The sequence below is a fragment of the Actinopolymorpha pittospori genome (assembly GCF_014873875.1).
Lineage (GTDB): Bacteria > Actinomycetota > Actinomycetes > Propionibacteriales > Actinopolymorphaceae > Actinopolymorpha > Actinopolymorpha pittospori.
Window position 1 is genome coordinate 10,257,045 of the sequence record NZ_JADBEM010000001.1, and the last position, 13,968, is coordinate 10,271,012.

The 13,968-nt window shown below is 68.2% G+C and carries 13 protein-coding genes; 8 read left to right on the forward strand and 5 right to left on the reverse strand.

The window, feature by feature from the left end; all coding sequences use genetic code 11:
* The first annotated feature begins 341 nt into the window (after nucleotides 1-341).
* Nucleotides 342-1,292: an SPFH domain-containing protein gene (locus HEB94_RS47485; RefSeq protein WP_192755921.1), complete on the forward strand. Its 951-nt coding sequence runs from the start codon at nucleotides 342-344 to the stop codon at nucleotides 1,290-1,292.
* A gap of 71 nt (nucleotides 1,293-1,363) precedes the next feature.
* Here the strand turns inward: HEB94_RS47485 and HEB94_RS53160 are convergent, their stop codons facing one another.
* Both HEB94_RS53160 and HEB94_RS47495 read right to left on the reverse strand, forming a co-directional pair.
* Nucleotides 1,364-3,100, reverse strand: a complete 1,737-nt coding sequence (locus tag HEB94_RS53160; protein WP_192755922.1) for an acyltransferase — start codon at nucleotides 3,098-3,100, stop codon at nucleotides 1,364-1,366.
* Nucleotides 3,101-3,214: 114 nt separating this feature from the next.
* Nucleotides 3,215-4,678, reverse strand: coding sequence for a purine-cytosine permease family protein (locus HEB94_RS47495; RefSeq protein ID WP_192755923.1), 1,464 nt, complete (start codon nucleotides 4,676-4,678; stop codon nucleotides 3,215-3,217).
* Nucleotides 4,679-4,879: 201 nt separating this feature from the next.
* Here HEB94_RS47495 and HEB94_RS47500 point away from each other — a divergent pair, with 201 nt between their 5' ends.
* From HEB94_RS47500 to HEB94_RS47515, 4 genes are all read left to right on the forward strand, one after another.
* Nucleotides 4,880-5,941 (forward strand): phosphotransferase, encoded by a 1,062-nt coding sequence (locus HEB94_RS47500; RefSeq protein WP_192755924.1) that lies wholly within the window; start codon nucleotides 4,880-4,882, stop codon nucleotides 5,939-5,941.
* A 412-nt stretch (nucleotides 5,942-6,353) separates the two neighbouring features.
* Nucleotides 6,354-6,734 (forward strand): VOC family protein, encoded by a 381-nt coding sequence (locus HEB94_RS47505; RefSeq protein WP_192755925.1) that lies wholly within the window; start codon nucleotides 6,354-6,356, stop codon nucleotides 6,732-6,734.
* Nucleotides 6,735-7,190: 456 nt separating this feature from the next.
* The gene (locus HEB94_RS47510; RefSeq protein ID WP_192755926.1) at nucleotides 7,191-7,781 is read left to right on the forward strand and encodes a dihydrofolate reductase family protein; all 591 of its coding nucleotides are present in this window, start codon (nucleotides 7,191-7,193) and stop codon (nucleotides 7,779-7,781) included.
* 631 nt (nucleotides 7,782-8,412) lie between these two features.
* A complete protein-coding gene (locus tag HEB94_RS47515; protein ID WP_192755927.1) occupies nucleotides 8,413-9,615 on the forward strand; it encodes an IS30 family transposase in 1,203 nt (400 codons plus the stop codon).
* A gap of 28 nt (nucleotides 9,616-9,643) precedes the next feature.
* Here HEB94_RS47515 and HEB94_RS47520 read toward each other — a convergent pair whose 3' ends face one another.
* On the reverse strand, nucleotides 9,644-9,985 hold the full coding sequence (locus HEB94_RS47520; RefSeq protein WP_192755928.1) for a DUF3024 domain-containing protein: 342 nt from the start codon (nucleotides 9,983-9,985) through the stop codon (nucleotides 9,644-9,646).
* A gap of 139 nt (nucleotides 9,986-10,124) precedes the next feature.
* Between HEB94_RS47520 and HEB94_RS47525 the strand changes: the two genes are divergently transcribed.
* From HEB94_RS47525 to HEB94_RS49925, 3 genes are all read left to right on the forward strand, one after another.
* Nucleotides 10,125-10,898: a transposase gene (locus HEB94_RS47525; RefSeq protein ID WP_192755929.1), complete on the forward strand. Its 774-nt coding sequence runs from the start codon at nucleotides 10,125-10,127 to the stop codon at nucleotides 10,896-10,898.
* A 75-nt stretch (nucleotides 10,899-10,973) separates the two neighbouring features.
* Entirely contained in the window at nucleotides 10,974-12,617 is a 1,644-nt protein-coding gene (locus HEB94_RS47530) for an IS481 family transposase (RefSeq protein ID WP_337918475.1), read from the forward strand.
* Complete coding sequence (locus HEB94_RS49925; RefSeq protein WP_202896929.1) at nucleotides 12,596-12,823, forward strand: hypothetical protein; 228 nt, start codon at nucleotides 12,596-12,598, stop codon at nucleotides 12,821-12,823. Before HEB94_RS47530 ends, HEB94_RS49925 begins: the two co-directional genes overlap by 22 nt.
* On the opposite strand, the gene HEB94_RS47535 is transcribed toward HEB94_RS49925, so the two are convergent.
* On the reverse strand, nucleotides 12,818-13,366 hold the full coding sequence (locus HEB94_RS47535; protein ID WP_192755930.1) for a hypothetical protein: 549 nt from the start codon (nucleotides 13,364-13,366) through the stop codon (nucleotides 12,818-12,820). The two genes, HEB94_RS49925 and HEB94_RS47535, sit on opposite strands and share 6 nt — an antisense overlap.
* 310 nt (nucleotides 13,367-13,676) lie before the next feature.
* Nucleotides 13,677-13,859: a hypothetical protein gene (locus HEB94_RS47540; RefSeq protein WP_192755931.1), complete on the reverse strand. Its 183-nt coding sequence runs from the start codon at nucleotides 13,857-13,859 to the stop codon at nucleotides 13,677-13,679.
* Nucleotides 13,860-13,968 lie beyond the last annotated feature (109 nt).

Here is a 13,968-nt window from a genome sequence, read left to right on the forward strand (position 1 = left end):
TGACCGCCTCGGGACGATCCCGGGTCAGGTCTCTGCTCCTGCTGCACGGCTCCCCGCCGCGGCGCTCCCTGCTGCGGCCGTGGGTCCGTACGCGTCCGACCACGCGGTGCCGGTGTCGGTGCCGGTGTCGGTGCCGGGGTCCGGCGGCGGGTTGCCCACAGGGAAGCCTCCCGACCGGCCCGCAACGGCGTCCGGATGCGGCACACTGTGCTCACCTGTGGATCATCGCCGGGGGCACAGGTGCCGGCCCGACCTCACCCATGCCTCACGTGAGCTCGGCTCACACCAACGCGTCGGCCCGGCGGGATCCGCGCCCACGAGCAGAAGGAGCTGCTGCGCGGATGAGGAAAACCGCTGTCCTGGGCCTGGCCATCGCGGTCGCCGCCGTCGGTGTGCTCAGCGGATGCACCAGCATCAACACCCAGCCCGACGAAACCGGTCTCACCTACAACGCCGGCCCCATCTCCGACACGAGGTTCGACGCCTGCGTCACCCCGAGCACCCGCACGTGGGACGGACCAGGCGACAAGCACTACACCTACCCGTTCGGACAGCGCACCTACGACTTCAGCGGGGGCGAGGGCACCGACGGCAACCCGATCAGCGTGGTCACCAGCGACAACGTGACGATGACCGTGACCGGTGTCGCGACGTTCTCCCTCAACACCGACTGCAAGACGCTGCGCCAGTTCCACGAACGGATCGGCATCAAGTTCCAGGCCTGGATGGTCGACGGCCGCACCACCGACGGCTGGCGCACCATGCTCAACGTCTATCTGAAGCAGCCGCTCGACAAGGCGATGGACGCCGTGTCGAAGAAGTACGGCTACAAGGACCTCTACTCCGACCCAGCCATCAAGGAGCGGTGGGAGGACGAGGTGGGCCGGCTGGCCTCGCAGTTCATCAAGGACCAGGCCGGCTCGGACTACTTCTGCCAGCCGTCCTACGCCGGTACCGGTCCGTGCGGCAACGCCGTCCTCACCCTGCAGGCGCCGGTGCCTCCGGAGAACATCCGGGCGGCCCTCACCGCCGAGCAGGAGGCGGTCGCCCAGAACAACGCGCAGAAGCAACGCAACGAGACCGTCCGCACCGAACTCGAGTCGATCCGGGAACTCGTGAAGGTCCTCGGACCCGACGCCTACGTGCTCTACAAGGCGGTCCAGGAAGGCAAGGTCAGCGTGCTGCCCGTCCCGGCCGGGAGCGGCATCGCCATCCCGCCGACCATAGCGGGCGGAGGCGCGCCGGTCGCGCCGGGCGGGGGCGCGGGCGCGCCGGTCGCACCGGCCAGGTAACGACCCAGGTCAGCGGCTCACGACACAGCACCACCCGCTCGGCCCGGCCCCTTCCCTCAGGCCGCAGTGGCTCAGCGCGGACCGGTCTCCCGCAGCGACGCGGCCGGCTCGGGCCGGTGCACACCCTGCGGGTGGTAACCCAGCGCGCTGCTCTCGCCGAGGTAGTCGGCGAGCAGCCAGATGATCGCCAGCCACATCTCGGTGCCCTGCAGGCCGGGCGTACGTTCCCGCTCGTTTCCGTGGCCCAGCGCGAAGGAGAAGCCCTCGCCGTCACGCCAGTGCGACAGGGCCCGCCCCAGCTGCCACCGGGCCCAGACCTCACCCTCGTTCCGGCGGGAGCGGGTCTGCTTGCCCGTGAGCCAGAGCGGGTGGATCACGTCCAGGACGTTGCAGGCGTTGCCCCGGTCGTCGGCGAAGTACGCCGGGTCCTTGCTGTGTGCGAGGACCGTGTCGAGGGCCTGCTCCGGATACGGCAGCGGCAGCCCGAACTGCGCGTAGGTGCCGCGAGTGAGCCGGTAGAAGCCGTTGACCGGCTGCAGCCAGCGCTGTACGGCGTCCGGCTGGCTCCACATGCCGTGGAACCCGTCGGCGTTGGCGAGCAGCCAACCGAACAGCGGCTCAGACGGGCTCCGGACGCCGAAGTCGAGGAGGTTGCGGTAGATCGCGGTGCCGAACGCGTCGACCCAGGCGCCCGAACTCCAGCCCCGGGTGTTCCACGCGAGCCCCTGCAGCCGGGCGATGAGTTCGGCTGGCTCCATCTCCGAGACGGCCCGAATCGGATGCTCGAACGACGTTCCCAGCAGCTGCAACGCGTAACCCACACAGAGAATGTGGTAGCTCGCCCCGGCGTCAAGCGAAGGTTGCCCGGTCTCGGCGTAGTCGGGCAGCAGCCCGCTGTCGGCGTCCTGGCGTGAACGCAGGTGCGCGGCGATCTCCGCACCGGACGCCTGCGGCGGTGCCGTACCCAACAGCAGGTCGGCGATCTCCACCGCGTCGCACCAGGCGCGGACGGTCGGGGCCGCGCCGGGCCGGTCGAGGAAGCGACCGCCGGCGAGGATCCCGGAGGCGAACGGGTCATCGGTGCCGCGCGCGTCCGCAGCCTCGGGCTCAGGCTTCCAGTAGCGGGCCAGCACGTCCTCGGCCTGCGCGCGGGCCTTGTCGCCGAACGCCGCCAGCCGGGACGTGAGGTCACCGGCCGAGCCGGCCGAGCCGCCGGAGGTGCGGCGGACGTCTCGGCGGTCGCGGATCAGGCGGGCCGGGTTGCCACCGACCACCGCCCACGCGGGCACGTCCTTCGTCACCACGGCACCGGCGCCGACGACGGCGTGGTCACCGATGGTCACCCCGTCGACCACGACCACGTGCGAACCGATCCAGACGTCGTCGCCGATCGTGATGCCCTTGGTGGTCACCGGCTGCTTGCACACCGGCCGGTCCGGCGCCATGGAGTGGTTGAAGCCGAGGAGGGAGGTGTGCGCACCGACACGCACCTGGTCACCCATCCGGACCGTACCCCGGACCACGCTGTAGGGGTTGAGGGTGCTCTCCGACCCCATCTCCAAGTCGTCGACCAGCACGTAGGCGTTGGCGGCGATGTAGGAGTTCACCCCGACGTGCAACCGCTTGGGGAAGATGTGGGCCAGGGAGGAGACGAAGGCGCCCTCGGCGAGGACGACATCTCCTCGGCCGAGGAGTTCGGTCTGCCACTCCAGCTGGGCCTTGCGTTCCTGCTCGGTCCCGTCGCGGCGGAATCCCCAAGGCGCGTAGTCGTGGTAGGTGTCGGGTTTCGCCGTGCTGCCGTCGTTCATGGAATCCCTCCGGGAAAACGCTATCCCGTCCAGTTTGGGCCACCGGCATGGTGACCGACAACGCGTGCTTCAGGAACTGGACGGAGAAGGTTCCGCCTGAGGGCCGGTGCCCGGTCAGCTGTGGACGCGTTCCTGATCAGCTACCCTCCCCCGACCGAAGGCCCAGTGACCGACGAACCCGATCACGAGCGCCGCGAGGACGCCGAGGTTCGCGTAGGTCCACGGTCCCTCGAGTTTGGGTCCGAGCCCGAGCGGGTCGAGCAGGAAGCCCTGCCAGGCGAGCGCGGAGGAGTTGGTGTTGACGACCAGTCCCCACCCGACAACGGTCGCCGCCACCATGGACGCGAGCGCGGACGGGCCGAAGGCGCCGTAGCGTCCAGCGCTGTCGTACAGGTCCGCCTGTGCGTAGGGCCGGCGGCGCAGCGCCAGGTCGGCGACGAAGACACCGCACCACGCGGTGATCGGTACGCCGAGCGTGATCAAGAAGCCCTGGAACGGCCCGATCACGTCGGTGGCGAAGAAGACGATCCAGACCGTGCCCGCCACCATCAAGAGGCCGTCGACCAGGGCGGCCTTCCACCTGGCGACCCGAAGTCCGAGGGTCAACAGGGTGAGTCCGGAGGAGTAGATGTCCAGGACGGCGCCCGCGACCAGGCCGAAGACCGCGACGAACGCGAACGGCACGAGGTACCACGTGGGCAGGACCGAGGTCAGCGCCCCGATGGGGTCGGCACCGACAGCCGCGGCGAGCTTCTCGTCGCTGCCGGCCAGCAGGAGGCCGTCGACGACGAGGACGACGGGAGCCAGGCTCGCACCCAGCGTCGTCCAGCCCACGACCGCCCGCGAGGACACCGATCGCGGCAGGTAGCGGGAGTAGTCGGCGCCCGCGTTGACCCAGCCCAGTCCCAGGGCGGTGGCGGCGAGGACGAGCGCGCCGAGCAGCGCGGTGGTCGACCCGCTCGGCAGGCTGCCCACGCTGGACCAGTCGATGTGGGAGGCCGACAGCGCGACGTAGCCGACGGTCAGCACCGCGAGCGCGACCGTCAGCCACGACTGCAGCCGCATGATGGCGTCGAAGCCCAGGCAGCCCGCGACGATGATCACGGCGGCCACGACGACGAACGCCACGACCTTCGTCGCCGTACCGTCGGACCAGCCGAGCCGGCCGAACACCGTCGCCGTCGCGAGGGTCGCCAACGCGACCAGCACGGTCTCCCAGCCGACCAGCAGCAGGTAGGAGACCGCCGAGGGGAGGGCGTTGCCGCGGACGCCGAACGCCGCGCGGGACAGCACCATCGTCGGGGCGGAACCGCGCTTGCCGGCCAGCGAGACGAGGCCGACCAGCAGGAACGACAGGACGGTGCCGACCACGCCTGCCACGAGGGCCTGCCAGAAGCTGATCCCGAACCCGAGCAGGAAGCTGCCGTAGCTGATCGCGAGGACCGAGATGTTGGCCGCGCACCAGGGCCACCACAGATCGCGCGGGCGACCTCGGCGTTCGTCCTCGGCGATGACGTTGATGCCGTTGTGCTCCACCCGAGATCGCGAGGTGGGAGAACTCCGCTCCGTCGTGGCCATGCCCCTCCCGGTGTTCGGGTGCGACTACGAGAGTCGGACGTAGGCGCCGTCAGGTCGGCCACCGCCGCGTGCGGTTCCCCACCAGTGCAGAAACAGCTCGCGCAGATCGGCTCCGGTGGCTACGGTCGCCCACCATGATCGAGTTTCACCCATCGCATCGGACCCTAGAGCACATGCGACGCTCTTGAGGAGACCAACGTTGTGACCGACAGCGCTCCTGCTGAGTCAGCTGACCCGCTCGAGGCACTTGCACGAACGGTGCTGGCCGCCTACGACCTGCCTCCGATCAAGGGGCTACGGGCGCTGCGGCTCGAGAACAACGCCACCTTCGAGGTCCTCACCGATGGCCCATCCGCCGGCCGGTTCGTTCTTCGGATCCATCGACCTGGCTACCGAACAGTCGCGCACACCCGCTCTGAACTGCGGTTTCTCCAGACGGTCCATGAGTACCTGGCTGGCAGCGACGTAGAGGTTCCCCAGCCGGTACCTGCCCGTGACGGACGTCTGGTCGTGGAATCGAAGCTGCCCGCAAGCGAGGCCTCGCCCGGTGGGCTGCGTCACTGCGATCTGCTGACGTGGGTGGCAGGCGATGCCCTCGTGCCTGGGAACGGACTCGGTCCGAACGCCGTCCACAGCCTTGGACGAGCCCTGGCGCTCCTCCACAACGCCGCCGAACAGTTCGAGCCACCGGCCGATTTCGAGCTGCCGCGCTGGGATGCCGATGCCATGTTCACCACGCTGGCCTCCCCCTACCGTCCGATGCTCAGCCTCGACGAGCTCCTCTCGCCGACAGATCGCGGTCTCTTCGACGAGATCGCCGACCGGACACGGGCCGCGTTCGCCGCGCTGGACGCTGAATCGGGCTCGTCCTTCGGCGTCATCCACTGCGACTACATCCTGGGCAACTGCCACCTCCGCAACTCCGGCGGAGCGTGGAGGGTCGGAGTGATCGACTTCGACGACTGCGGCTGGAGCTACTTCCCCTACGACCTCTGCCCGCTGCTGGGGAACCTCGCCGGATACCCGGGCGCCATCGCCGACAATCCCGCCTACCCCGCCCTACGGTCCGCGTATCTGGACGGCTATCGAACTGCCCGTCCACTGCCGGCCGCCTGGGAAACCCACCTCCCGGTCCTCATGGCGGCGCGCAACGCCAATCACTGTCTATTGACCGCCCGCCTCGACCTGTCGCCAACGCCGAGAGAGGACGCCGCGTGGCGGATGGACCTCGCCCGGCGCTGCCTTGAACTGCCCTCCGCCTAGGGACTCGCTCCCGGCGACGACTCTTCCGGTGGTCGTACTGCGGGGTCGGGCGAACGGACACACATGAGACGGGCCCTGAAACGGACGACGCCGGGCCGACCCCGTGTGAGGAGTTCGGCCCGGCGGAGACCTGCGTGTCTGCGCAGGTCAGGGCGGAGGCGGCGGGATTTGAACCCGCGAGAGGGTTTGAGCCCTCAACCCGCTTAGCAGGTGTGCCGAATGGGGTTCACCAATGATCATCCAGGCCCCCGCACGCGTGAGCCGCGTGCACCAGGTCCTGCCCGGACGGCCGCGAACAGAGATGAATGAGACGAGAACTGAGACTGAGGCTTCCCTCATCGAACCGCCAGCGGTGCCGATTCAGGAACAGTGCGGCCTCCGGCGGAGGCTCCAGCGCAATAGGCTCACGCGCATGAGCGATGTCTATCCATTCTTAGCCGTCCGGGACGTCGACGCCGCGGTCGCGTTCTACACGCAGGCGTTTGGCGCCATCGAGGAAGGCGAACGAGTGCGCGCCTCTGACGGGCCGCAAGTGGCAGTGCTCTCGATCGCAGGTCATCGTCTCGGCGTGGCGACCGAGGCGCCGGACCTCGGCACGCCGAGCCCGGAAACGCTCGGCGCGACGACGGTCCGGATCTCGCTCGACGTCGATGATCCCGACGCGCTCGCGGCACAGGCAGTCACCGCTGGCGCACGCGAGATGTTCGCCGTCGCCGACCAGCCCTACGGGATGCGCCAAGGCCGCGTGGTAGACCCGTTCGGCCACCACTGGCTGATCGGCCGCCCGCTCTAGAGAGCCAGCGTCAGGATGGGTCAGACTGAAAAGCGGAAGGTCGGCGGTTCGACCCCGCCCCTGCCCACCATCCTGACCAGGCAATATGGCGGAGCGTGACTGACCGCCAATGCCCGTTGATCATCCTCTTTGACCGCCCGCTGTTGCACGTGGATTGCACGGGACAGCGGGCGGTTCTGCGTCCGGCCTGACCTTGTTATCCGTAGGAACGGGCAGCCTGATCGCGAGCTGCTCGTCCGCGCTCGGGAGGTCGTCGGCCTGGTGCTCCTCGTCGCCCGGTGTTTCAGCTCGTTGGGGTCAGACTGGGGTCAGGTCGTCAGCCGCGAGTCAGCCTGGTGATGTCGACCAGTGCCCGTACCGACAGCATCGCGCGTATGTACACACGCAGTGCGTGTTGCCGAGGAGTCAGGTCTCCTGGCATGCTCGCGGCCGGAATCGTCGAGGATGGGAGCAGCGATGGGGATCGTGAGGTGCGACGTCACCGTGTCCCTTGACGGGTGCATGGCGGCTCCGGGGCAGAGCCTGGAGAATCCGATGGGTGAGGGCGGGATGCGGACGATGGCGTGGGCGGGCTCCGCACCGGACGCATCTCCCTTCACCGGCACCCCGAACCTGACGGGAGCGTTCGTGATGGGGCGGAACATGTTCGGCCCGGGCGGGGGTGAGTGGGACCTGTCCTGGCGCGGGTGGTGGGGTGAGGAGCCGCCGTATCACGCCCCGGTGTACGTGCTCAGTCACTACGCGCGCGAGCCATTGCCGATGAAGGGCGGCACGACGTTTCACTTCGTCACTGACGGCATTGAGGCCGCACTGGAACAGGCGCGCAAGGCGGCCGATGCGGGCGACGTGCAGATCGCCGGTGGCGCTAGCACGGTGCGGCAATATCTCAGGGCCGGGCTGCTGGAGGAGCTGGTGCTGCACGTCGCGCCGGTAACGGTGGGCGGCGGCGAACGGCCGCTGGACGATGTTGGCGCCCTGGACTTCGATCTCGTCGACGTGGCCTCAGGTCCGGCAGTGACGCACCTGAAGTACCGGCCCACGCGATAGACAGCACGTGGCTCTGGTTGCAGGTGCACGAGCCTGCACTTGGAGGGCTCCTCTTCCGTCGGTCGGACAGCTTGTCCACACCCGGGTTCTGGACAGGGGCGCAAGGCTCGACGCGTCGACCGTCAGGCTTGGCCTTGCGCCCCTGTCCGGGTTCCGGGTATGCCGCGTGCGGTGGCCGGCCGATGGGAGAGGAGCCCAGCGGCTCCCTTCCGGAGAGAGGACTGGGGTTCGGGGCGAAGCCCTGAGGTCTTCGATGAGTGCTGTGCCCCCCACCGGCGTCGGCCGTCCGAGGACGGCCCCCCCAGGGCCGCCCGCAAGGGCGGCACGGCGAGCGCCGCGCCAGCGGCGCCTTGACTTCTAAGAGGTCAACACAGCAACGCAGAGGTCAGGCCGCTTGTCCTGTGCCACCTGCTGCTTGACACTCGTGTGCCACCACATGCTTGACACTGACTGGTTCGGCCATTCTGGGCGCTGGCGTCTCCGCGGGGCGTCGGTGACTCGGGGAGGCTGGGATTGGCACTGGTTGTGTTGTCGGTTGTCGAGCAGCTGAGAATGACAAGCCCATCTGGCCCCGTTGTGCTGTGGCGGATTCCAGTCAACGTCGCAACATCCAGGGCTTTTGGAGGTTGCGATGGGACAGGGGCGAGCGAGGCGTCCGAGCCGTGGGCTGACGGAGAAGCAGAACAGGTTCCTCCGGCTGATCGCGCAAGGCGTGAGCAACGCTGAGGCTTGCCGCACGGTCGGGATCAACCGGCGAACAGGGACACGCTGGCGGTTCGGGCGCACCATCCTCAACACCGTTGGGGAGGCGGTGCAGTATCCGCCCGTGTGTAACCCGACGCCGAAGCCGCGGCATCCTCGTTACTTGTCCCTGGCTGAGCGGATGACAATCGCCGATCTGCGGCGGGAGAAGTGCACGGTGCGGGAGATCGCGAACGAGATCGGCCGTTCGCCGTCGACGGTCAGCCGGGAGCTGCGCCGCAACGCCGATCCCTCCGGCCGCTACCTCCCCCGCAACGCGGACAGGATCGCGGCGCAACGCCTGCCTCGCCCGCGCAAGCGGCGCCTGCTCGCCGACGCCGAACTACACGCGGTGGTGATGGAACTTCTTGGCAAGCGGTGGAGCCCCGAACAGGTCGCGCACCAACTGCGCGAGCGGTTCCCCGACGAACCCGAGCGCTACTTATGCGCGGAGTCGATCTACCAGGCCATCTACGACCCGGAAGTGCCCATCGCCCGACCGGCCAAGCGCAGGCGGCGCCGCCGGCGGCGGCGGGTCCAGGGGCTGGAGCGGCGCGGACGGTTGACCGCGATGACGATGATCGCCGACCGGCCGCCCGAGGTGACCGACCGGGTCGAGATAGGGCATTGGGAGGGCGACTGCATCACGGGCGCCGGGAACCGGTCCGCGATCGGCACGCTCGTCGAGCGACGCACCCGCTACCTAATACTCGTTCACGTTCCTACCGGCAGGCCGACCGCGGACGCGATGCGCGAAGGCATAACGACAGCGTTGGGTGTCCTCCCGGCCTGGCTGCGCCGGACGTTGACCTGGGATCAGGGCAAAGAGCTCGCGCTGCATCAACAGATCACCGAACAGACCGGCACGAGAGTGTTCTTCTGTGACGCGCATTCGCCGTGGCAGCGCGGCAGCAACGAGAACATGAACGGGCTCCTGCGCGACTACTTCCCCAAGGGCACCGACCTGCGCCACGTCACACCCGAAGAACTCAAACAGGTGGCTGAGGAGGTCAACACCCGACCGCGCAAGAGCCTCGACCGGGCCCAACCAGCTGACCTGATCGCCGACGCGATCACCTCGGCCACCGCCTAACAGACGACGGGGACGGACTCCGCCAGCGTCAGCCCCAAAAGATCGCCGTCGGGTCGCGATCGACCTCCGCGAGCAGATCCTCGACGCTCTGGCTCGCGGGCACCCGGTCATACTCGTGGAAACGCAGGTGGCGATCGCGCCAATACAGCGACCACAACCCGGTGGACTTCGTGTACCGCAGCCGCGCGATCGGGAACCGAGTCCACTCACCGTCCACGTCCTCCCGCCATGGCGGCCGGCACTCCACGATCGTCACGTGACGCTCGGCGACGTCCAACTCGACCCGAACCTGGTCACGCACCTGCGCGGGCACACGGTCGCGACACCACCGCTGAACCCGGGCAACATCCGTCTCCGGCAAACCCAACATGCCACTAGTCTGCCGACCAGACGAGATCAACACAGACCCGCCGTGTTGCGACGTTGACTGGAATCTGCCCCAGCACTAAAGGTTGTCCCGTAATCGGCGTGTCGGGTCGGTAGACCCGCCGGTCGGGGTTGACCATGTCGTGGTGCAGGTGATCAGTGCTTCCTCGGATGGCTGGATTCCACCGTTTACGGGGTTGTCGGTGCGGCAGTTCCGCAAGCTGGTGGGCATCGTGCGGGCTCGTGGCGCCGAGCAGACGGGTGCGGGTCGCCGGTGGGGGCTGCCGCTTGAGGACCGGGTGTTGCTGGTCGCGGTGTACTACCGCACGAACCTGACGTTGCGGCAGGTGGCGTTGCTGTTCGGGATCTCCAAGTCCGCGGCAGGGCGGGTCGTCGACCATCTCGCTCCGTATCTGGTGCTCTCGCCCCTGCGGCGCCGTCGCGGCCCGGAGCAGGTGTTGATCGTGGACGGCACCCTGGTTCCCACCCATGACCGCAGCATCGCGGCGTCGTCGAAGAACTACCGGTACTCCACCAACCTGCAGGTCGTCATCGACGCCGACACCCGCCTGGCGGTCACAGTGGGCAAGCCGGTGCCGGGCAACCGAAACGACTGTAAAGCGTTCGCCGAGTCCGGCGCTGATGCCGCCTGCGCGCAGATGGCGGTGATGGGCGATGGTGGCTACCAGGGCACCAGGGTGATCACACCGTTCCGTAAACCAGCTGGCGCCACGTTGCCGGCAGGGAAGGAGCAGATCAACACCGTTCACCGCAGGATCCGCGCCCGAGCCGAACACGCTCTGGCCGGCATGAAGAACTACAACATCCTGCGTAACTGCCGACGCAAACGCCAAGGCGTCTACTACGCCACCTCAGGCATCGCCCTCATGCGCAACCTCACCCTCACCACCGACTAGCCACCACACCCACGGTCGACCCACCCAACCCCAGCGCGCCACAAGATCATTACGGGACAACCTTTAGGCCTCCAAGTGGGGCCAATTCAGACTGGCACACTCAAGCAGCGGTTGGACGCGGTTCGGGCGGTGTTGGCGGGTGCGACGGCCACGGAGGTCGCGGCCTCGATGGGGGTCTCGCGGCAGTCGCTGCATACCTGGCTCGGTAGGTATCTGGTCGATGGGGTGGCTGGGCTGGCGGATCGGCCGCGCCGGCCGAAGGCCTGTCCGCACCAGTCCTCACCTGCGCTGGAGGTGGCGGTGGCTGAGATGCGGCGCAACCATCCGCGGTGGGGTGCGAAGCGGATCCGGATGGAGCTCCTGCGGCAACCTCTCGACGGGTTGGAGGTGCAGCCCTCGGAGCGGACGATCAACCGGATCCTGACCCGGCACGGGTTGCTGACGCCCCGTCCCCGCAAGAGACCCAAGAGCAGCTATGCGCGGTGGGAGCGGGCGGAGCCGATGCAGCTGTGGGGCATCGACATCGTGGGTGGGGTGATGCTGGTCAACCCCGACACCGGCGAACTGCGGGAAGCCAAGGTGGTCACCGGTGTCGATGACCACTCCCGCTACTGCGTGATCGCGACGGTGGTCGAGCGTGCCACTGCCCGGGCGGTGTGCCTGGCGCTGGCGCAGGCGCTGACCCGGTTCGGAGTGCCCGAGGAAGTCCTTACGGACAACGGGAAACAGTTCACCGACCGGTTCGGGAAACGCGGGGAGGTGCTGTTTGACAAGATCTGCCGCAAGAACGGGATCACCCATCGGCTCACCCAGCCCGCCTCACCGAACCAGAACGGGAAGGTGGAGCGGTTCCACGGCACGTTCCGGCCTGACTTCCTCGACGTGGCCGAGCCGTTCACCTCGATCGAGGCCGCGCAGACGGCGGTGGACGTCTGGGTGGCCGACTACAACGCCAGCCGCCCGCACCAGGCCCTGGATGACAAGCTGCCGGTCACCCCGGCCGACCGGTTCACCCCCATCCCAGCCGAGCAGCGGGACCTGGTGGAGTTGTGGCTGCCGCCCGCGTTGCAGGTCGCCGAAGACGCCAGGCAGGCCGACCCGGCCCAGCCCGAGGACCAGACGGCGCAGCCGCAGCCGGAGCCCGACGTGCTGCCGGCTCCGGTGAGGTGGGCGGGCGATCCGGTGGAGTTCGATCTGGTGGTGCCGCCCTCGGGCAACATGTGCGTGGCGCAGAAGCAGTTCTGGCTCGGCCCAGTACGAGCCGGGAAGGTGGTCCGCTTCTGGGCCAGCACCGAGGTCATCCACCTGTCCATCGCCGGCGCCCGGGTCAAGTCTATGCGTTCGCATCTGACCGTGGCCGACCTGGCGAAACTGGCCGCCACCGGCGCCGTCAACGCCGGACCCCCACCACTGCCACCAGGTGAGCACAGCGGAGCGGTCGAGGTCGACCGGGTGGTCTCCCCGGCCGGCACCATCACCCTCGGTGCGAAGGTGCTCCTCGCCGCGGAGATCCTCGCTGGCCGTCAGGTCGGCGTGCGGATCGAGGGCTCGAGCTTGCACTTCTTCGACCTCGACACCCGCGAGCTGCTGCGCACCCGGGCCAACCCACTCACCCCCAGCAGGTCCAGCGGCTACGCGGCCTGCGCCCCGCCGGACCGCCGCCGCGACCTGCCGTCGAGCCGATCCGGGTGCAGCGGATGGCCGACAACACCGGCGTGATCTCCATCTGCGGACAACGCATCGGGCTGGGCCGCGGCTACGCCCACCACACCCTCACCATCGCCGTCTCCGACACCACCCTGGCCATCGAACTCGACGACGCCGACGTCCGCGTCATCCGACGCACCACCACCCAGCCCGTGCGTAACATCAAATCCAGGCCGCCACGGACAGCCACAGCTTCCACATCCGGGCGGGAGCTATAGAGGCGAGGAACGGAGATCCTCACTGGTCGCTGGTGCGGTGTCGCTCAGCCCGTTCTCGTCAAGAGCGTTGAAGATGTGCAGGCCAGGTCCAGTCGTCTGTAGCCAAAGCGCGCTGGTCAGCCAGACTTCTGCGCGTTCCCCGGTCGGGGGTTCGACCTGGGTCGTCACGAATCGGTGCATTGTTGCGGCGACACCGATGATTCTCGATCCCTCGTTCGCCAGTAGAGCCGGATGGCCAGCGCGTCTCCACGACAGCGGCCAGTAGGGCCACGGCCAGCGCGGTGACACCTGCGTGTCGATGGTGTTCCAGGTGATGGACAGCTCGTCGAACTTCTGCCAGGACACCTCAAGCTGACGGCCGTCATCGAGGTTCAACACGACCGGAAGGTCCGCGAACCACTCGTCATGCTCCTCGTTCCAGACCAGCCAACTCGAGTCGATGAGCCGGCCCGACAAGGCAGTGAGATCAGCTCTTTGGAGCTGCAGCTGGTCCGCCGCTGCCCGCCAGTCAGCGGCCCACCCAGACATGTCCGGATCACCCACCAGAGCATCGTGGCACAAGCCGACGTCACCCAAGCCCCTGGGCGACGCTCGGACGCTGCCCGCCGGTGTCCGCCTACGCCGCGCCACCACGCAGCCAGTGCGCAAGCTCAGGTCCGGCCGACCACGGACGGCTACCTCAGTTTCCCAGACGAAGTGTCAAGCATCAGGTGGCACAGATCCGTCAAGCATCACCTGGCACACGACAAGAGGTCGGGCCGCTGTCCTGCGCCACCTGATGCTTGACACTCGCGCGCCAGGTGACAGTGCGAGGGTAGTCCCGATTACGTCTGGGACAGGACCCGTAAGCAAGTCAGAGGGGCAGGTCGCGGGACTCGCTGACCTCATCCCACGGGTAGGACCACAGGAATATCCCGGCAAGGACGAAGAGAACGAGCAGGACGATGCCTAGCCATGTCCAGCCGAAAACCAGCGCCAAGATCCCGCCCACGGCCATGGCGGCAACCGTGGACAACACCAGAACTCTCAGCCACACCCTGGCCTCCTCTCCGACCCCACGGAGACCGGGCCCATCATTGTGCACCGCGAAGACATAGCGAGGTGACAACTTCTGTCAGGTCAGCAGAGCAACGCAGACCTTGCGC